18 protein-coding genes are annotated in these 20,395 nt (G+C 51.7%); 2 read left to right on the forward strand and 16 right to left on the reverse strand.

Translation table 11 applies throughout. The features are described 5' to 3' along the window. Positions 1 to 39: 39 nt before the first annotated feature. The 10 genes from pepB to trmJ form a co-directional block, all read right to left on the reverse strand. Positions 40 to 1,326, reverse strand: coding sequence for an aminopeptidase PepB (gene pepB, locus JK216_RS13145; RefSeq protein ID WP_212708076.1), 1,287 nt, complete (start codon positions 1,324 to 1,326; stop codon positions 40 to 42). A gap of 18 nt (positions 1,327 to 1,344) precedes the next feature. Beyond that, entirely contained in the window at positions 1,345 to 1,545 is a 201-nt protein-coding gene (iscX, locus tag JK216_RS13150) for a Fe-S cluster assembly protein IscX (protein WP_212708077.1), read from the reverse strand. A 61-nt stretch (positions 1,546 to 1,606) separates the two neighbouring features. After that, positions 1,607 to 1,942 (reverse strand): ISC system 2Fe-2S type ferredoxin, encoded by a 336-nt coding sequence (gene fdx / locus JK216_RS13155; protein WP_212708078.1) that lies wholly within the window; start codon positions 1,940 to 1,942, stop codon positions 1,607 to 1,609. A 2-nt stretch (positions 1,943 to 1,944) separates the two neighbouring features. After that, positions 1,945 to 3,795, reverse strand: a complete 1,851-nt coding sequence (gene hscA / locus JK216_RS13160; RefSeq protein ID WP_212708079.1) for a Fe-S protein assembly chaperone HscA — start codon at positions 3,793 to 3,795, stop codon at positions 1,945 to 1,947. A 14-nt stretch (positions 3,796 to 3,809) separates the two neighbouring features. Continuing rightward, positions 3,810 to 4,325, reverse strand: coding sequence for a co-chaperone HscB (hscB, locus tag JK216_RS13165; protein WP_212708080.1), 516 nt, complete (start codon positions 4,323 to 4,325; stop codon positions 3,810 to 3,812). Positions 4,326 to 4,403: 78 nt separating this feature from the next. Next, positions 4,404 to 4,727, reverse strand: coding sequence for an iron-sulfur cluster assembly protein IscA (gene iscA, locus JK216_RS13170; protein ID WP_038022191.1), 324 nt, complete (start codon positions 4,725 to 4,727; stop codon positions 4,404 to 4,406). Between the two features lie 12 nt (positions 4,728 to 4,739). After that, a complete protein-coding gene (gene iscU / locus JK216_RS13175; RefSeq protein WP_212708081.1) occupies positions 4,740 to 5,126 on the reverse strand; it encodes a Fe-S cluster assembly scaffold IscU in 387 nt (128 codons plus the stop codon). Positions 5,127 to 5,147: 21 nt separating this feature from the next. Beyond that, entirely contained in the window at positions 5,148 to 6,362 is a 1,215-nt protein-coding gene (locus JK216_RS13180; RefSeq protein WP_212711950.1) for an IscS subfamily cysteine desulfurase, read from the reverse strand. An 84-nt stretch (positions 6,363 to 6,446) separates the two neighbouring features. Continuing rightward, a complete protein-coding gene (gene iscR, locus JK216_RS13185; protein WP_212708083.1) occupies positions 6,447 to 6,947 on the reverse strand; it encodes a Fe-S cluster assembly transcriptional regulator IscR in 501 nt (166 codons plus the stop codon). 163 nt (positions 6,948 to 7,110) lie between these two features. Beyond that, positions 7,111 to 7,839: a tRNA (cytosine(32)/uridine(32)-2'-O)-methyltransferase TrmJ gene (trmJ, locus tag JK216_RS13190; RefSeq protein ID WP_212708084.1), complete on the reverse strand. Its 729-nt coding sequence runs from the start codon at positions 7,837 to 7,839 to the stop codon at positions 7,111 to 7,113. A gap of 118 nt (positions 7,840 to 7,957) precedes the next feature. Here trmJ and suhB point away from each other — a divergent pair, with 118 nt between their 5' ends. Next, positions 7,958 to 8,761, forward strand: a complete 804-nt coding sequence (gene suhB, locus JK216_RS13195; RefSeq protein ID WP_212711951.1) for an inositol-1-monophosphatase — start codon at positions 7,958 to 7,960, stop codon at positions 8,759 to 8,761. 243 nt (positions 8,762 to 9,004) lie between these two features. On the opposite strand, the gene glyA is transcribed toward suhB, so the two are convergent. Then, positions 9,005 to 10,258: a serine hydroxymethyltransferase gene (gene glyA / locus JK216_RS13200; protein WP_212710731.1), complete on the reverse strand. Its 1,254-nt coding sequence runs from the start codon at positions 10,256 to 10,258 to the stop codon at positions 9,005 to 9,007. Between the two features lie 327 nt (positions 10,259 to 10,585). Here glyA and hmpA point away from each other — a divergent pair, with 327 nt between their 5' ends. After that, entirely contained in the window at positions 10,586 to 11,773 is a 1,188-nt protein-coding gene (hmpA, locus tag JK216_RS13205) for an NO-inducible flavohemoprotein (RefSeq protein ID WP_212711952.1), read from the forward strand. A gap of 46 nt (positions 11,774 to 11,819) precedes the next feature. Here hmpA and glnB read toward each other — a convergent pair whose 3' ends face one another. From glnB to purL, 5 genes are all read right to left on the reverse strand, one after another. Next, positions 11,820 to 12,158 (reverse strand): nitrogen regulatory protein P-II, encoded by a 339-nt coding sequence (gene glnB / locus JK216_RS13210; protein WP_212708088.1) that lies wholly within the window; start codon positions 12,156 to 12,158, stop codon positions 11,820 to 11,822. A gap of 90 nt (positions 12,159 to 12,248) precedes the next feature. Continuing rightward, positions 12,249 to 13,583 carry a two-component system response regulator GlrR gene (gene glrR, locus JK216_RS13215; protein ID WP_212708089.1) on the reverse strand — a complete coding sequence of 445 codons (1,335 nt, stop codon included), beginning with the start codon at positions 13,581 to 13,583 and terminating at the stop codon, positions 12,249 to 12,251. Between the two features lie 3 nt (positions 13,584 to 13,586). Next, complete coding sequence (locus tag JK216_RS13220; RefSeq protein ID WP_212711953.1) at positions 13,587 to 14,255, reverse strand: hypothetical protein; 669 nt, start codon at positions 14,253 to 14,255, stop codon at positions 13,587 to 13,589. Continuing rightward, positions 14,252 to 15,700 carry a HAMP domain-containing sensor histidine kinase gene (locus tag JK216_RS13225; RefSeq protein ID WP_212708091.1) on the reverse strand — a complete coding sequence of 483 codons (1,449 nt, stop codon included), beginning with the start codon at positions 15,698 to 15,700 and terminating at the stop codon, positions 14,252 to 14,254. Before JK216_RS13225 ends, JK216_RS13220 begins: the two co-directional genes overlap by 4 nt. Before the next feature lie 639 nt (positions 15,701 to 16,339). Continuing rightward, positions 16,340 to 20,230 carry a phosphoribosylformylglycinamidine synthase gene (gene purL, locus JK216_RS13230; RefSeq protein ID WP_212708092.1) on the reverse strand — a complete coding sequence of 1,297 codons (3,891 nt, stop codon included), beginning with the start codon at positions 20,228 to 20,230 and terminating at the stop codon, positions 16,340 to 16,342. Positions 20,231 to 20,395: the final 165 nt, after the last annotated feature.

The following is a 20,395-nucleotide window of genomic DNA, read 5'->3' on the forward strand; positions in this document are numbered from 1 at the left end:
GCAGACCGGAGTCTGCCCTGCTGAAGAAAACTATCAGGTTTATTTAAGTAACAGGTTAGCCAGTGTCCGGACTCCCAGTCCGGTCGCCCCGGCCGACCACTGATCGACCGCACCTTTCCGGTAAGTCGCCGAACAGTCAATATGCAACCAGCCCTGCTGGTAGTCTTCCACAAAATAAGACAGGAAAGCGGCTGCGCTGCTGGCCCCTGCCGCATGGGAAGGACTGGCAATATTGTTCAGGTCGGCAAAGTTTGACGGCAGATGCTGGCGATGGAACTCTGCCAGCGGTAAACGCCAGAATAACTCACCTTCTGCAGCAGCACTGTCCAGCAGTTGGCTGGCCAGCGATTCATCAAAACTGAACAAGGCATGGTAATCATTACCCAGCGCTGTTTTTGCGGCCCCGGTCAGGGTTGCGGCGTCAATCAGCAGCCGGGGTTTTTGCTGGCTGGCATCGATCAGGCCATCAGCTAAGACCAGTCGCCCTTCAGCATCAGTATTCATCACTTCAACTGATTTACCGTTGCGATAACGGATAATATCCCCGAGGCGCAATGCCCCGCCACTGACCATATTATCAGCACAGCACAGGATCAGCTTCACGCGTTTATTCAGGCCGCGGCTGATTGCCAGCGCCAGCGCGCCAGTCAGAGTAGCAGCACCGCCCATATCGGATTTCATCGAATCCATAAAAGTGCTGCCTTTCAGGCTGTAGCCGCCGGTATCAAAAGTAATCCCTTTCCCGACCAGACAGATATCAACCGGCGTTGCATCATCTGCCGAAGGGTTAAAGTCCAGGGTTAATAATACCGGTGAGCGGGTCGAACCCCTGCCGACAATATGCAGTCCGTTATACCCCTGATCACGCAGGGCTTCACCTTTAGTGATACGGTAAGTGACCGCATCACCGCCGGTTTCACTGAGCAGATCAATCGCGGCGCTGGCTAAATCTTCCGGCCCGAGTTCTTCGGCCGGCAGGTTGATGACATCCCGCACCCAGTCGACAATTTTCAGCCGCTGCTGAAGTTCGGTTTTATCACTGTCATTCAGTTGTGGCCACTGCACCTGGCGATGACCTTTTGGTGAACGAAAACCTTGCCAGAAAGCCCAGCAACGTTCCAGATCCCAGTCATCCCCCGCCAGTGCGACGGAACGTATTCCCTGACCATCGATTTTATGGGCAGCACGCTGAATAACCTGCAGCTCATCCCCGGCACTCAGGTGGATAGTCATCCCCTGGTCAGTGCTGGAAATAATGGCTTTTTCGCCCCAGCGGGCATCTGCAGCTTGCTGGCTGAGTCTGATCTGCATCATTGGTGTGGTCATAAAATCGCTCCTTACGGGTTATTCGTACTCGTCCATCCAGACTAACAGAATTGCTTCGAGGATTTTTTCATTTGAAGCCTCAGGGTTATCATCAAAATCTTCTAATTCACAAACCCACTGATGTAAATCAGTGAAGCGGACGGTTTTCGGATCCGTCTCCGGAAATTGATCATACAGTGCTTCACCGATAAATCGGCTGTCGGTCCATTTGATTGACATAATGACTCCTCTGGCACAAAACGGGCCGGAAAATTTCCGACCCGGGATGTTAACGTTTTAATTAATGCTCACGCGCATGGTTCAGGGTGTAACGCGGGAATTCCACGACCAGGTCTTCGTCGGCAATCCGCGCCTGACAACTCAGACGGCTGTCCGGTTCAAGCCCCCAGGCTTTGTCCAGCATATCATCTTCGTCATCAGTGCTCTCGGGCAGTGAATCAAATCCTTCACGCACCACACAGTGGCAGGTAGTACAGGCACAGGACTTCTCACAGGCGTGCTCAACTTCGATACCATTACGTAATGCAACATCCAGGATAGTCTCACCGGGCGCTGCATCATAGACGCCGCCCTCCGGCAGCAAATCTTTATGGGGCAAAATTACAATCTTAGGCATTCTTAAACCTCATCCACAGAGTGTCCGGTCAGCGCCCGGCGAATTGAATTATCCATCCGGCGTGCGGCAAACTCCTGAGTCACTTGATCCAATAATTTTATTCCGCCAGCAATCTGCGCTTCATCATCACCTTCCAGTGCGTGGCGCAGGTTGTCCTGAGCCTGACGAATTTTCTGCAGTTCATCAGCGGAAAGTAATGTGCTGTCTTCGGCTAACGCACCCTCCAGGCTTTCCAGTACCCGCAGACCATCAACTTTCTGTTCCGCCAGTTTTCGTGCCGCCACATCGTCGCGGGCATAGGTCATTGAGTCGGTGATCATGGTCGCAATTTCATTTTCAGTCAGACCATAGGACGGTTTCACCTGAATAGACGCTTCAACAGCCGTAGACTTTTCCATCGCAGTAACACTTAACAGGCCATCTGCATCCACCTGAAAAGTGACACGAATATGGGCTCCGCCAGCCGGCAGTGGCGGCAGACCACGCAAAGCAAAACGCGCCAGTGAACGGCAATCACTCACCAGTTCACGTTCGCCCTGTACCACATGAATACTCATTGCGGTCTGGGCATCTTTAAACGTGGTAAATTCCTGAGCACGGGCCACAGGGATAGTGGTGTTACGCGGGATCACTTTTTCGGTCAGTCCGCCCATGGTTTCAAGACCCAGTGACAGAGGGATGACATCAAGCAGTAACATATCACTGTCAGGTTTATTCCCCACCAGGATATCCGCCTGAATTGCCGCCCCGAGGGCAACGACTTTGTCCGGATCAATCGAGGTCAGCGGCTGACGGGCAAAAAACTCGCCCACTTTGTCGCGCACTGCCGGTGTACGGGTGGAGCCCCCGACCATCACAACTTCCTGTACCTCATCAACCGCGATTCCGGCATCTTTTAAAGTGCGGCGGCAGGCGATTAACGTCCGCTTAACCAGCGGTGCAATCAGGGCGGTAAACTGTTCACGGCTGATATTGCCCTGCCAGTCACCGACGCTGATAGTCGCCTGTGGTTTGTCACTGAGGGTGATTTTTGCTGCCGTGGCGGCATCCAGAATTTGTCGTTGTAAGCGCCGGTCACTCAGGTCGGTAATCCCCGCCTGTTGACAGATCCAGTCTGCCAGCAACTGGTCGAAGTCATCGCCCCCCAGTGCAGAGTCGCCGCCGGTCGCCAGCACTTCAAACACACCACGACTGAGACGCAGTACCGAAATATCAAAGGTCCCCCCGCCTAAATCATACACCGCAATCACACCTTCCTGTCCGGAATCCAGACCATAGGCGACAGCAGCGGCAGTGGGTTCGTTGAGCAACCGTAATACATTGAGTCCGGCCAGCCGCGCGGCATCTTTGGTTCCCTGGCGCTGGGCATCATCAAAGTAAGCCGGGACTGTGATCACTACGCCATCCAGTTCTCCGCCCAGAGACTCTCGGGCTCTGGCGGCAAGTTCTGCCAGAATATCACCGGAAACCTGAATCGGGTTCACCCGGCCATCGGGCGTCGTCATCATTGGCAGACCATTCTCGCTGGCACTGAACAGATAAGGAAGATGCGGATAACGCTGCTGAATATCAGCCAGCGATCGGCCAATCAGTCGTTTCACCGAACTAAAGGTATAACGGGGATCACTGGCAGCCAGGCGACGGGCTTCCCAGCCAATCATTAACTGGCCAGGCTGGTAATTCACCACCGAAGGCAGTAAATGACGCCCTTGTGTATCCGGCAGAGTTTCAGCCTGACCGCTACGGACAGTAGCGACCAGGGAGTGGGTGGTTCCGAGGTCAATCCCGGCAGCCAGCTTGCGCTGATGAGGAGCAGCACTTAACCCCGGTTCACTGATTTGTAATAACGCCATAACGAGCTTCCCGTTTAAAAATCCAGCAGTTTCTCTTCCAGCTTTTCTGCTTCAACACGCAGTTTAGCGAGAAATCTTAGCTTACGCACCGTATCTGCGGCTTCAGGCCATTGCTGCTGAATAAATAGCTGGCGCATTTGCTGACTACGCTGCTGTTCCATTTCATCCAGCCGGCGAAAACAGTCTGCCAGTGCATCACTGTTTTTCTGCTGTTCGATAGTTTCAAGCTCTTCACGTAATTCCAACTGTTCCATCAGAAAAGCCGTGTCACGCAGGGTATGCTGCTCATTGTTGATATCAAAACCATGCAGAGATAATAAGTATTCTGCCCGGGAGAGCGGCTGACGCAGGGCCTGGTAGCCCTGATTGATGGTTGCAGCGTGTTGTAACGCCTTCAGACGCTCTGCTTCCGGAGAGGTCGCAAACTTGTCAGGATGATACTGACGTTGCAGTGTCTGGAAATGTTCAGCCAGCCGTGCAGTGTCAATATCAAAGGATTCTGGCAAATCAAACAGGGTAAAATAATTCATAACCGGCCCGAACCTGAGATAAAAATAAAAAAAACGCCCCAGCAGGCTGGGGCAGATGTTCAGTGTATGACACAGAGATTATACGTTGAAACTCTCGCCGCAACCGCACTCATCTTTTACATTTGGATTGTTGAATTTAAACCCTTCATTCAGGCCTTCTTTCACAAAATCCAGTTCTGTACCATCCAGATAAACGAGGCTTTTGCCATCGACAACGACTCTGACGCCCTTCTGCTCAAACACCGTATCTTCCGGCTGTGGTTCGTCCACAAACTCGAGGACATAAGCCATACCCGAACAGCCTGACGTTCTTACGCCTAACCGCAGGCCATAGCCTGAGCCACGGTTTGCCAGAAAACTACTGACACGCGCAGCAGCTGAATCGCTCAGGGAAATCGACATCTCTGCCCTCGCTTACTTGTCTGTTTTTTTGCTCTTATAGTCAGCAATTGCTGCTTTAATCGCATCTTCAGCCAGGATAGAACAGTGAATTTTTACCGGCGGTAATTCCAGTTCTTCCGCAATCTGCATATTTGAAATGCCCTGGGCTTCGTCCAGTGATTTACCTTTCACCCATTCGGTGATCAGTGAACTGGAGGCAATTGCAGAACCACAACCGTAAGTTTTGAAACGGGCATCTTCAATAATCCCCGTGTCACTGACTTTAATTTGCAGTTTCATCACGTCGCCGCAGGCAGGTGCACCCACCATACCACTACCAATACTCGGGTCAGCATTGTCAAAAGAGCCCACATTACGTGGGTTTTCGTAGTGATCTATTACTTTTTCGCTGTAAGCCATTTTATATTCTCCTGAAGACTGTTAGTGATGCGACCATTCGATGCTGTTCAAATCCACGCCTGCTTTAAACATTTCCCACAGGGGAGAAAGGTCACGCAGCCGGCCGATAGAATTGCGCACCAGATTAATGGTGTAGTCGATCTCTTCTTCAGTGGTAAAACGTCCTAAAGAGAAACGAATAGAGCTGTGGGCCAGTTCATCGTTCATACCCAGAGCACGCAGTACATAAGATGGCTCAAGGCTCGCAGACGTACAGGCTGAACCGGAAGAGACGGCCAGATCTTTAAGCGCCATAATCAGCGACTCACCTTCAACATAGTTAAAGCTGATGTTGACGATATTCGGTGCGCCATTTTCGAGGTCACCATTCAGATAAACCTCTTCCATGTCTTTGACACCGTTCCACAGACGGTCACGCAGCACACGTAAACGTGCCATTTCGCTGTCCATCTCTTCTTTAGCAATCCGGTAAGCTTCACCCATGCCGACAATCTGGTGCACTGGCAGGGTACCTGAACGCATACCGCGCTCATGGCCACCGCCGTGCATCTGAGCGTCCAGACGAACACGAGGCTTACGGCGAACATAGAGTGCACCAATCCCCTTTGGTCCGTACAGTTTATGGGCAGAGAAAGACATTAAATCGACTTTCAGTTTGCTCAGATCGACAGGCAGTTTGCCCACACTCTGGGTCGCATCAACATGGTAAATAATACCGCGTTCACGGCAAATTTCACCGATGGTGGCAATATCCTGAACCACACCGATTTCATTATTTACATGCATAATGGACACCAGAATAGTGTCTTCACGGATAGCCTCTTTCAGCACGTCAAGATCAATAATACCGTTGGTCTGTGGTGCCAGATAGGTCACTTCGAAACCTTCTCTTTCCAGCTGACGACAGGTATCCAGTACCGCTTTATGTTCAGTTTTACAGGTAATGATGTGCTTACCTTTTTTCTGATAAAACTGTGCTGCACCTTTAATCGCCAGGTTGTCAGCTTCGGTCGCCCCGGAGGTGAATACGATTTCACGCGGATCAGCACCAACCAGATCAGCAATCTGGTTACGGGCAATATCCACTGCCTCTTCCGACTGCCAGCCAAAACGGTGAGAACGTGAAGCAGGGTTACCGAACACCCCGTCCAGCGTCAGATACTGCATCATTTTCTCAGCAACGCGCGGATCTGCAGGCGTAGTCGCAGAGTAATCCAGATAAATTGGTAATTTCATTGCTCTTAAACTCCGTACATCACTTCAATGCTAATAATTTATAGTATGGCGGTGGTATTACGCAGGCAAATAACGCCATAATCTCTAGTTGTAAGCACGCTGTTTGACGTCTATGGCAGACGGCATCCGCGGGTCAAGAAAACGTCGGTTATCATTATTTTGACGATCCGCAACCTCAAGAATATCCTGGTTATTGACCAGTTCAGCTAGAGTAATATTATTCAGAAACTCACTGATTCTGTCACTTAAATCACGCCACAATACGTGAGTGAGACAGCGCTCTCCCCCCTGGCAACCTTCTTTTCCCTGACAGCGGGTAGCATCGACAGACTCATCAACAGCAGTGATAACGGTACCCACGGCTATCTGGCTGGCATCTTTACCAAGCAAGTATCCGCCACCCGGCCCGCGTACGCTGGCGACCAGGCCATTTTTACGCAGGCGCGAAAAAAGCTGCTCAAGGTAGGAAAGTGAAATACCCTGACGTTCAGAAATATCGGCCAAAGGCACCGGGCCTTCATTTGAATGCAGTGCCACATCCAGCATGGCAGTGACGGCATAACGTCCCTTGGATGTCAGTCTCATCGTTACACGACCTCGATCAGTATCCGGTTACCGGAGTGTTAATAAAAGTTAATAACGATAAGTCTGACATTCCCGACCAAAATGGTCAACTATTTAACCGGGTATTTTACTCAGGTATTTAACCTGCTGTGCTGTTCAGTCCTTCTTCAGCCACAGCGAGTCATCAGTGCGATTTTTTCTCAAAGGACGCGAGCATACCGCGCAAAATATTCAGTTCATCACGCTCAGGACGCGCCCTGGTAAACAGACGGCGCAGCTTACTCATCACCTGCCCCGGCTGGTCTTTACGAACAAAACCACTGTCCTGCATCATCTTTTCCAGGTGTCCGTAGAAACGTTCCAGGTCATCAACCAGCGGATAAGGTGACTCTGCATATTGTGCCACACCGGTATCTGCAGACTGCGACTGCAGCCATGCCATGCGCACTTCGTAAGCAATCAGCTGAACAGCCATCGCAAGGTTCAGGGAGCTGTACTCAGGATTTGCCGGAATGGCCACATGGTAGTGACACTTCTGCAGTTCGTCGTTAGTCAGCCCTACCCGCTCACGCCCGAATACCAGAGCTACCGGTGCCTGCTGACCTTCTTCGACGCTTTTAACACCACACTCTCTGGCATCCAGCATCGGCCAGGGCAAAGAACGGGATCGCGCACTGGTACCAACCACCAGGCTACACCCGGAAATGGCCTCATCCAGCGAGTCGACAATACAGGCATTACCAATTAAATCACTGGCACCCGCCGCCAGGGAAATTGCCTGAGAATCCGGTTTAATTAATGGGTTCACCAGATAAAGATTCGACAGCCCCATGGTTTTCATAGCCCGGGCAACGGAGCCCATATTCCCGGTGTGTGAAGTTTCCACCAGGACAATACGAATATTCTGCAACATAATTGAAGGCCGCTCTTAAAATGATGCAGGGATACTAACATAAAAAGAGACATTATCTGAACACGCTGCTATACTTCCCGGCGTTTTTTCGTTCTTTAACATCCAGTGGGAATAACTGATGCATCCGATGCTCAATATCGCCGTGCGCGCTGCGCGCAAGGCCGGCAATTTAATTGCTAAAAATTACGAAACTCCAGACGCTGTTGAGACGAGTCAGAAAGGCAGCAATGACTTTGTTACCAATATCGACCGCGAAGCAGAACGCCTGATTATTGAGGTAATTCGTAAATCTTACCCTAAGCACTCAATCGTCACTGAAGAAAGTGGTGAACTGGCAGGTGAAGATAAGGATGTTCAATGGGTTATTGATCCACTGGATGGCACCACCAACTTTATTAAACGTTTCCCGCACTTTTCTGTTTCTATTGCCGTGCGTATCAAAGGACGTACCGAAGTCGCCGTGGTCTATGACCCGATGCGTAACGAACTGTTTACTGCTGCACGCGGACAGGGTGCCCAGTTAAACGGTTACCGCCTGCGTGGCAGCACTGCCCGCGATTTAGCCGGTACTATCCTCGCTACCGGCTTCCCGTTCAAAGCCAAACAACATTCAGTACCTTTTATGAATGTTGTCACGAAACTGTTCACCCAGTGTGCAGATTTCAGACGTACCGGCTCAGCCGCCCTGGATTTAGCTTACGTTGCCGCTGGACGTACCGATGGTTACTTTGAGATTGGCCTGAAACCATGGGATTTCGCCGCCGGTGAATTACTGGTGCGTGAAGCGGGTGGTCTGGTCACTGACTTTACCGGCGGTCATGGCTACCTGAGCTCAGGTAATATCGTTGCCGGTAACCCGCGCGTAGTACGCGCCGTGCTTGCCTCAATGCGCGACGAATTAAGCGAAGCGCTGAAACGCTAATCATTGCTTTCCGGCAGGCGGTCTGATGACTGTCTGCCCTTCCCCCTCCTGATGTCGCCTTTTCTCCCCCGCTACGCCGCTCTTGCTTTGTGTCGTTATCTCTTTACTGTTCCGCAAATGTCTGCGGCCAGATAAAAAATGCACCCCGACAGCAGATTATCCGCCTTTGAGGTGCAATTAACGTTATCTGATGGCCACCCTGGCCCGCGAGGACCAGAGTACCGGATCACGAGTTATTCATTCTCAGGCGTAAACCGGGAACCGTGCGCAGATTTCGAGGACTTTGCCTTTAACACGTTCGATAGTCGCTTCGTCGTTAATGTTATCCAGCACATCAGCAATCCAGCCTGCCAGTTCACGGACTTCGGCTTCTTTAAAACCACGACGGGTTACTGCTGGCGTACCGATACGGATACCGGAAGTGACAAACGGGCTCTTCGGATCGTTAGGCACGCTGTTTTTGTTTACCGTAATATTGGCGCGTCCCAGTGCGGCATCCGCTTCTTTACCGGTCAGATTTTTGTCTACCAGGTCCAGCAGGAACAGGTGGTTATGCGTCCCCCCGGAAACAATGTTAAACCCGCGGTCCAGCAGAACTTCAACCATTGCTTTAGCGTTAACCGCAACCTGCTGCTGATACGCTTTAAACTCCGGCTCCATCGCTTCTTTCAGCGCAATCGCTTTACCGGCAATCACGTGCATCAGAGGACCGCCCTGGCCGCCAGGGAAAACCGCCGAATTCAGTTTTTTATAAAAATCTTCGTCACCACCTTTCGCCAGGATCAGTCCGCCACGCGGGCCCGCCAGAGTTTTGTGGGTCGTGGTGGTCACGATGTGGGCATAAGGAACGGGGGTCGGATAGACACCGGCTGCGACTAATCCGGCAACGTGAGCCATATCAACGAACAACCATGCGCCGACGCTGTCTGCGATTTCACGCATTTTTTCCCAGTCACACACACCGGAATACGCAGAGAAGCCGCCGATAATCATTTTTGGCTGGTGTTGTTTTGCCAGTTCAGCCAGTTCGTCATAGTCAATTTTGCCGCTTTCATCAATGCCGTAAGGCACCACGTTATACAGTTTACCGGACAGGTTAACCGGAGAACCGTGAGTCAGGTGACCACCGTGTGCCAGGTTCATCCCGAGGATAGTATCGCCCGGTTGCAGTAATGCGGTATACACTGCAAAGTTAGCCTGAGATCCGGAGTGCGGCTGAACGTTGGCATAATCTGCGCCAAACAGTTCTTTGGCGCGATCGATCGCTAACTGTTCAACAATATCCACATATTCACACCCGCCGTAGTAACGCTTACCAGGGTATCCTTCTGCGTATTTGTTGGTCAGCTGTGAACCCTGAGCCTGCATTACGCGTGGGCTGGTATAGTTTTCTGAAGCAATCAGTTCAATGTGCTCTTCCTGACGCACTTTTTCCTGCTCCATCGCCTCCCACAGTGGGGCATCATAATCGGCTATGTTCATCTCTCGCTTTAACATCCGCATCTCCTGACTAAGCTAACTTAAAAACGGCAATTTAACACCCATCGGCGGGTAACGGCCAACAGTGTAAACTCTTTTCCCGGAGTACGGTAGCCGGAAAACGTTCTTTTTGCGCAAACGATTGGCATTCAGTATTTTCGCGGGTCAACCTGTGAGCAGTCGCACTTTTTTTAGCCAGAAAATATGACCGTTCGCCATAAATTTTCCGGCCAGTTCCACACCGCAGGAAACCCTTGCTAACAATAAGTTTATTTACAATCCATACTGCCGGCCATAACATGCATATAAAATACATGTTTAATGATGAACAATGAGGACGCCCGCATGCTTGATTCAGAAACTCTCGCCCTGGTCAGATCGACTCTTCCTGCTATCGCCAATGCCGGCCCGGCAGTAGCAAAACATTTCTACCAGCGCATGCTGAGCCACAACCCGGAACTAAAAAATGTTTTTAATATGAGTAACCAGGTCAGTGGTCGTCAGCCGGAAGCTCTGTTTGCCGCACTCTGTGCCTATGGCAGCCACCTGGATAACCCTGCTGCACTGCTTCCTGCCGTCGAAAAAATTGCCCAGAAACATGCCAGTTTATCCATCAGTCCGGACCAGTACGCCATTGTCGGAGAGCATCTGCTGGGGACTATCCGTGAATTGCTCAACCCGGGTGATGAAGTTCTTGCCGCATGGGCAAAGGCTTACGGCGCACTGGCAGACATTTTTATTGGACGTGAGGCGCAAATTTATCAGGAACATGAACATAAACCCGGCGGCTGGCGGGGAACCCGTCGTTTTGTTATCAGTGATATCACACAACAAAGTGAGGTTATTAAAAGTATTGTATTGACTCCGCAAGACGGTAAGCCGGTCGCCGATTATGTCGCAGGCCAGTATCTGGCTGTCTATCTCCAGCCGGAAGGTTTTCCATACCGGCAGATCAGACAGTATTCTCTGACGCGTACTGCGAATGGTAACGATTACCGGATTGCTGTACGTCATCAGCCGGGCGGGAAAGTTTCCGGCTGGTTACATGAACATGCAAAATGTGGCGATTTGCTGGAAATTGCAGTGCCGGGCGGTGATTTTGTGCTCGACAGTTCACTGGCCCCCGCCCCCCTGACACTGATTTCGGCGGGGGTCGGTCTGACCCCGCTACTGGCAATGCTGCACAGCCTGGCTGAACAAAGCTATCCGGCGGAAGTAAACTGGTGGCACGCTGCCGAAAATCCTGCCAGTCATGCTTTCAGGGATGAAGTCAGTGCGCTGGGAGAAAAACTGGAACACTTCCGCCAGCTGACCTGGTATAACCACCCGGCGGCAGGAGATAATGACCCGGCACACTTCTCCGGACTGATGGATCTGAGCCAGGCGGGCGAACAGCAAGTAAGCCAGCACCGCCATTACTACCTGTGCGGACCAGCCGGCTTTATGCAGTCCGTATTTAACCAGCTGACGGCAGCAGGTGTCAGTGCCGACCATATCCACTACGAAATGTTCGGTCCCCACCAGTCTCTGTAACGGTACTGGTCTGCAGAGGCCATCAATGATGGCCTCTGCAGGCCTGTCAGATAGCCTCTTCGTCTTCTTCTCCGGTACGGATACGGATCACACGGGCAACATCAAATACAAAAATTTTGCCATCACCGATTTTCCCGGTCTGAGCAGTACGCATAATCGTCTCGACACAGGTATCGACAATATCGTCAGCAACCACTACTTCGATTTTGACTTTAGGCAGGAAGTCGACCATATATTCTGCGCCACGGTACAGTTCCGTGTGCCCCTTCTGACGGCCAAATCCTTTTACTTCAGTCACTGTCATCCCGGTGATCCCGACTTCAGCCAGAGACTCACGCACATCATCCAGTTTGAAGGGTTTAATAATCGCATCAATTTTTTTCATAACAGAACCTTTTCTTTCGCCTGTGGCTACCGGGTATTCGGGTACCGGCGATCTTATCCGGTATCGGGGGTAGAAATAACTGGCAGCAAATTACCCTTTAAAATCGCCCGCGTCCAGTTCATGACGCGCCAGAAGTTTATAGAATTCAGTACGATTTCGTCCGGCAAGCCGTGCCGCATGGGTCACATTACCGCCAGTCATTTGTAATAACTTACGTAAATAATTCAGTTCAAACTGATTTCTCGCCTCAGCAAAAGTCAGCAGCGCTGTATTTTCGCCGGCCAGTGCCTGTTCCACCAGCCGGTCAGTGATCACCGCTGCGGAACTCAGCGCCACACATTGTTCGATAACATTAACCAGCTGACGCACGTTGCCGGGCCAGCTGGCCGTAATCAGTCGTTTCATCGCCCCGGCAGAAAAACTGCGGATATGCGGTTTATTCCGGTCTGCAGCCTGCCTCAGCAATGCATTCGCCAGTAAAGGTATATCTTCAGCGCGGTCATTCAGTGACGGTAACCGCAGAGTAACCACGTTCAGACGGTAATAGAGATCTTCCCGGAACGTTTTTTCCTCCATCGCTTTCGGCAAATCACGGTGGGTTGCTGAGATAATCCGTACATCAATCGCCACATCCTGATTACTGCCCAGCGGCCGGACCCTGCGTTCCTGTAATACCCGCAGCAGTTTGACCTGTAATGCCGCAGGCATATCACCTATTTCATCCAGGAACAGGGTCCCGCCTTCTGCCGCCCGGAACAACCCTTCTCTGGCACTCAGAGCACCGGTAAATGCGCCTCTGGCATGTCCAAACAGTTCTGATTCAAGTAACTGTTCCGGTAATGCTCCACAGTTAATGGCAATAAAGGGGCGGTCTGAGCGCGGACTGGCCTGATGAATGGCTTTGGCGAGAACCTCTTTCCCGGTACCGCTCTGCCCCTGAATCAGGATACTGACATCGGCACTGGCCACCATTTGTGCCTGTTCCAGCAAGCGCATCATCAGCGGGCTGCGGGTCACGATACTGTCACTCAGCTGATGTCCGGTGACCGTGCCCCGCTGGGCGATAGCCTGGTCAATAGCCTGATACAGGGCATCACGATTAACCGGTTTGGTAAGAAAGCTGCATACTCCCTGCTGGGTCGCGGCGACAGCGTCAGGAATGGATCCGTGGGCCGTAAGAATAATCACCGGTAATCCGGGGAATTGTTTCTGAATTTCCCCGAACAGGGTCAGACCATCCATATGATCCATTCGCAGGTCACTGATGACCAAATCAACCGGCTCTCTGGCCAGATGACGTAACGCATCAGTGCCGTTTTCACAGGTGGCCACCCGAAAACCTTCACTGCGTAACCGCATTCCCAGCAATGTCAGGATCCCCGGGTCATCATCTACCAGTAATAATCGTGCTGCCTGTTTTGTCATGAGTTAATTATCTTCCTTTTGCGGATCGCCGGGGTTAACAGACACTGGACGGAGATCAGCGTTGTCACGGATCACCGTCCTTTTACGGGCAGATAGCTGATGTTCTATATCCGTGAGCTTTTGTAATTGCAGGCGTTTGTCAGACAGTTGCCGCTGCAGTTGTTGCTGCTGCTGGCGCAACCGGGCTATCCGGGCATCACTGTGCTGACGAAGTTGTTTATATTTTTCTGTTATCAGCGATGCGGTGAGCTGGCTTTGCTGATTGTCCTGCCATAACTGCAATAACGAACCGACGCGCCGGTCTGCCTGTGGCTGCCATTGTTTCATCCGCTGTAATAACTGCTGACGTTTCTGATCAGTCAGATCCGTCCCGGAAAACAGAATGCTTTGACGAAATACCTGCTGCCAGCTATCAGCGTCGATCAATACCGCCTGACGATAATTATCCTCACCCCCTTGCTGCTGTACGCAGTTCATCAGTTTCAGCCAGTAATCCGGCCAGGCTGCCTGAGGGGGCACCAGCGGTTGTGTTATTTGCCGGCAAGCGGAAACACTCGTACCCTGCTGGTCCGGGGACAAAGTGCCGGCTGATCTTGTCTGCTGGCTGCATGCACTCAGTAACGGGAGAACAACTGCGGCAAATATACGCGGACAAAAAATGCGTTTTATCACTGACTGCCTCCATGAATGATCGGCAATTGACGAGGGATCGATAATTCAATCCGGAAACGCACTTCAGCATCACCATTACTGACCAGTATCAGCTCCCCCTGCATACGCCGGATACAATCTCTGGCAATACTCAGCCCCAGCCCGCTGCCTTTTACCGGCCCGCGCCGCTGCCGGGCGCCCTGATAGAAAGGTTCGAAGATCATTTTCTGCTCATGTGCCGGTATCGGTGTTCCGCTATTAGACACATCTATCAGGATCCTGTCTCCGTCACGGCAACTGGAAAAAAGAATCTGCCCGCCAGGCCTCCCATAGTTTATGGCATTAGAATAGAGGTTATCCAGAGTGCGGGCCAGAAGTTGCCGATCGGCCAGACAAGATTGCTCCTGTAAAATCACCTGCGTATCAATATCACGGGCACTGGCTGGCAGGGCATGGGCAGTCACCACTTCATTAATAATATGTTGCAGATCAACGGGCGACATTAAACACCCGGCGTCCGCGGTGTGTCGGTTATAATCCAGTAATTGCTCAATTAGCGTCTGCAGGTGCAGGCTGCTCTGATCAAGGATAGCGACAATTTCCTGTTGATCCCTGTTCAGCGGGCCACTGATCTCCTCCGCCAGTAACGCGCTCCCTTCCCGTAAACTTGCCAGCGGCGTTTTCAGCTCATGGGAAAGATGACGTAAAAATTCATGACGCTGAGCCTCAAGCCAGGATAAACGTTCACTCAGCCAGACGATCCGCTGTCCGAGAGAGCGGATTTCGTCAGGCCCGCGAAAATCGGTCATTCCGTCTATTTCCCCGCCCTCTCCCAGCCGGTGGATCATTTTTTTCAGGTTTTTTATCGGCCCGATGATCATCCGGGTGAATAACCATATAAACCCGAGGCTGATCAAAAACAGTAACAATGCCTGCCAGCCAAAAAATGCGCCACGATCCGCAATTTCACGTTGCAGCTCTAAACCACGGGTAAAGACATTCTGCCGGGTTTCTTCAACCAGCTGACTGTTAGCAATAGAAAATGCAATCAGGTTATCTGACACGCTTTGCGGCGGATTGCCCTGCTCACAGTGAAGTGGCGTCAGGGCCGGTAATAATTGCTGAATTTTTTGTGTGGATTTAAGCCGTGGTAAACGCCGGAAGTGAGTCTGCAGCATTTGCCGGTAACGTATATATTGCTGCTGATACAGAGACTCAAGTGTCGGATCATTTAACACACAAAACTGCCGGTAATTACGTTCCAGTTCCAGGGCTGAGCGGGCCATCATTTCACTCAGACGGACATCCGTAAAGGTATTACGGTTGGTTTCTGCGGCCTGTTCACTGAGACTGGAAAAGCTTTCCCAGGCCTGCCATGCCAGCACAAGTAACGGTAACAATACCAACACAAAAGCCAGCAAAACTAACTGTCTGAGAGAACGGGGGACAAAAGACCAGCGCTTCACGGTGACCGCCATCGGGAAAATAAAGATGATGCTAGCCGGATTAAGCTCAGGAAGGAAGCAGACTGCGGGAAAAATCCACGCGGTAATGACAGGAATAAATGAAAAGCACCGGGAATCACTGTCCGGTGTAGTCTCCGGACCAGTGTCAGAAAGGTATAACGCCGGCCATACCGGCGTTAAGAAAAAGGCGGTGCCTTACTCAACGTTACGCCCGTAGCATGATAACGCAGTAAAACTGACGATTATCAAAAGTCGGACGGCAGGCACCTTGGGGCATCATTCAAAGTTTATGAGCGCTTGACCGCTTACGCAGGGCATCATAAAGAGCAGAATGAGCTGTACTGACTATAATGCAATAGCTGTGCCACATATTACAAGTGTTTTTATATCAGTAAGTTAATGGCATTACGGCCACGATATCATCTCAGGACAGGTCGGAATTGTCTCTGATCAGAGACATTTAAAGCAGGTTGATAAATAATATATATTTATCAAATAATTAAGTGTCACAATTCAGCGACAGTTTGCGAGGGGAAATGTCACCATAATGATACAGTCCCCCTCTGTGGCCAGCAGGAGGCAGATAAAAAAAGCACTCCGCAGAGTGCTTTTTGTACCACATTCACCGCAGGCTGATGATTAGCCCAGCTGTTTACGTGCATTACGGAAAATACGCATCCACGGGCTGTCTTCGCCCCACTGCTGCGGGTGCCAGGAGTTACTCACCGTACGGAACACCCGTTCCGGGTGAGGCATCATAATAGTGACGCGACCGGAGGTATTGGTTACCGCAGTCATCCCTTTCGGTGAACCATTCGGGTTAGCCGGATAATTTTCGGTGACATTGCCGTAGTTATCGACAAAACGCAGCGCAACCAGCCGCTGTGCTTCCAAATCATCCAGCTGTTGTTGATCACGCAGTTCGGCAAAACCTTCGCCATGAGATACGGCGATTGGCATACGCGAACCCGCCATTCCCGACAGTAATAATGACGGGCTGTCAGCCACTTCAACCATACTAAAACGTCCTTCAAACCGTTCAGACTGGTTACGCACAAAGCGTGGCCACAGGTCACTGCCGGGGATCAACTCACGCAAGTTAGACATCATCTGACAGCCGTTACATACCCCCAGAGCCAGTGTCTGGTCACGATGGAAAAACTGCTCGAAGTTCTCACGAACCCGCGGGTTAAACAGAATGGACTTCGCCCAGCCCTCACCCGCACCCAGCACATCACCATAAGAGAAACCGCCACAGGCGGCCAGTACATGGAAGTCATCCAGCCCGCGACGTCCGGCAAGTAAATCACTCATATGGACATCGACAGTATCAAAACCAGCGCGATGGAACGCCGCAGCCATTTCCACATGGGAGTTAACCCCCTGCTCACGTAAGACCGCCAGTTTAGGCCGGGCACCGGTAGCAATCATCGGGGCTGCAATATCTTCGGCCGGATCGAAACTCAGCGATACATTCAGGCCGGGATCCTTATCGTCCAGTTTAGTCTGGTGTTCCTGATCCGCGCAGTCCGGATTATCACGCAGCCGCTGCATCTGCCAGGTCGTTTCTGCCCACCAGCGACGCAGGACAGAACGTTTCTCCTGATAGACGACCTGCTGTGATGCACGTACCACAAAGTCGTCTCCGCACTGTGCACTGCCTAATACATGCAGGCAGTCACTCAGCCCATGCTGTGCAAATACTGCGTTCACCGCCGCAAGGTCAGCCGTATTGATCTGGATAACCGCACCCAGTTCCTCGGTAAACAGCGACGCCAGTGTATCCCGGCCAAGGGCGGTAATATCAACATCCACACCACAATGTCCGGTAAAGGCCATTTCTGCCAGCGTGACCAGTAAACCACCGTCAGAACGGTCATGGTAAGCCAGTAATTTCTGTTCACTCACCAGTTGCTGGATAGCAGCAAAGAAACCCGCCAGTTGCTGTGCATCACGGACATCCGCCGGGGTATCACCCAGCTGGCTGTAAACCTGAGCCAGTGCGGTCGCTCCCAGGGTATTGGCCCCTGCACCTAAGTCCACCAGTAATAGCAGATTATCTGACTGTGACTGCAACTCAGGGGTGACCGTATGGCGAACATCTTCAACCCTGGCAAACGCGGTAATTACCAGAGACAGAGGAGACGTCATTTCCCGCGGCTGATCGTTCTGCTGCCAACGGGTTTTCATCGACATTGAATCTTTACCGACCGGGATAGTCAGCCCCAGAGCCGGACACAGCTCTTCACCCACCGCTTTTACCGCCGCATATAAACCGGCATCTTCTCCCGGATGACCGGCAGCAGACATCCAGTTGGCCGACAGTTTAACGCGGGTCAGTTCACCAATGTCTGTCGCCGCCAGGTTAGTCAGTGCTTCCCCTACCGCCATGCGTGCCGATGCAGCAAAATCCAGCAACGCTACCGGCGCACGTTCACCAATCGCAAAAGCTTCACCATGATAACTGTCCAGGCTGGCTGTGGTGACGGCACAGTTTGCTACCGGGATCTGCCAGGGTCCGACCATCTGGTCACGTGCCACCATGCCGGTGACGGAACGGTCACCGATAGTGATAAGGAAGGTTTTTTCGGCAACACCTGGCAAGTGCATTACACGTTTTACCGCCTCAGCCAGAGAGATACCGTCGCGGCTAAGCGCCACCCCCTCGGCCTGCAGAGTCGTGACGTCGCGGGTCATTTTCGGGGTTTTGCCCAGCAGTACATCCAGCGGCATATCAATCGGCTGGTTAGCAAAATGTTCGTCTGTCAGAGTCAGATGCAGCTCTTCGGTTGCCTCACCAATAACTGCATAAGGTGCCCGTTCGCGTTTACACAGCTGTTCAAATAACGCAATTTTTTCCGGCGCAACCGCCAGGACATAACGTTCCTGGGACTCGTTACACCAGACTTCCAGCGGACTCATCCCCGGTTCATCACTCAGAATATCGCGCAGGTTAAAGCGTCCGCCACGGCCACCGTCGCTGACCAGCTCCGGCATTGCATTCGATAATCCGCCTGCACCGACATCATGAATAAACAGAATCGGGTTCTGTTCACCCAGTTGCCAGCAGCGGTCAATCACTTCCTGACAACGGCGTTCCATCTCAGGGTTATCTCGCTGCACAGAAGCAAAATCCAGATCAGCATCGGACTGACCTGACGCCATCGATGATGCTGCACCACCGCCCAGACCAATATTCATTGCCGGGCCGCCCAGAACTATCAGTTTAGCCCCGACGGTAATGTCACCTTTCTGCACGTGATCAGCGCGGATATTACCGATTCCGCCCGCCAGCATCACCGGCTTATGATAACCACGCAGCTCTTCACCATTGTGGCTGTTTACCTGCGCTTCGTAGGTACGAAAATATCCATTCAGTGCCGGACGGCCGAATTCATTATTAAATGCCGCCCCGCCCAGCGGGCCTTCCGTCATAATATCCAGCGCGCTGACAATCCGCTCCGGTTTACCGAAATCCTGTTCCCACGGCTGCTCAAAACCGGGGATCCTCAGGTTAGACACGGAGAAGCCGGTCAGACCCGCTTTAGGTTTAGCGCCGCGGCCGGTCGCACCTTCATCACGTATTTCCCCGCCCGACCCTGTCGCCGCTCCCGGCCACGGAGAGATCGCTGTCGGGTGGTTATGGGTTTCCACTTTCATCAGGATATGGGCTTCTTCCTGATGGTAATCATAGCGGCCCTGCTGATCATCCGCATAAAAACGACCCACGGTTGAACCTTCCATCACTGCCGCATTGTCTTTATAGGCAGAGAGCACATGCTCAGGATTTTTTTCGAAGGTATTTTTAATCATTTTAAACAGCGACTTTGGCTGTTTTTCACCGTCAATAATCCAGTCGGCGTTAAAGATTTTGTGACGGCAGTGCTCAGAGTTAGCCTGAGCAAACATATACAGCTCAATATCGTTCGGGTTACGTCCCAGCGCGGTAAAGGCTGCCAGCAGATAGTCAATTTCGTCTTCTGCCAGTGCCAGCCCGAGGGAGAGGTTTGCTTCCTGCAGCGCTTCACGCCCGTGTCCCAGAATATCCACCGCCTTTACCGGTTGTGGCTGATGATGAGCGAACAGTTGTTCAGCCTGAGACAGATCCGTGAATACGGTTTCCATCATCCGGTCATGGAGTAATACCCCCAGCCGGGCCCACTGAGCTTCTGTCAGGTTTTCTGCCTGAATATAGAAAGCCAGCCCGCGTTCCAGCCGCAACACTTTAGATAGTTCACAGTTATGTGCAATATCAGTCGCTTTCGAAGACCATGGCGATATGGTACCCGGCCGCGGGGTAACCAGTAATAAACGTCCGGCAGGTTCATGTTCTGCCAGCGAGGGACCGTATTTAAGAAGACGTTGGAGACGATTTTGCTCGTCCTGAGTCAGGGGTGAACTGACATCAGCAAAATGCACGTATTCGGCATAAATGTCACTCACCGGCAGATGAGCGTCGTGAAAGCTGGTCAACAGTTTGTTAATACGAAATGCCGACAGAGCGGGCGAACCACGCAAAATTTCCATCATTAAAGATCTCTCGTCTTCGAAACGCCGGGCGACGCTTCATTGGGCGCAACAGGGGGAAAACGGGGCGTATTATAAAGAATAAGGCCCCGTTACGAAACCGTTTGCGCGGATTTTATCTGGATAATTCACCGCCCAAAAAACAAACATTTCTTGCTATAAAAGTTG

It is taken from the genome of Tatumella sp. JGM94 (genome assembly GCF_018257595.1).
Lineage (GTDB): Bacteria > Pseudomonadota > Gammaproteobacteria > Enterobacterales > Enterobacteriaceae > Tatumella > Tatumella punctata.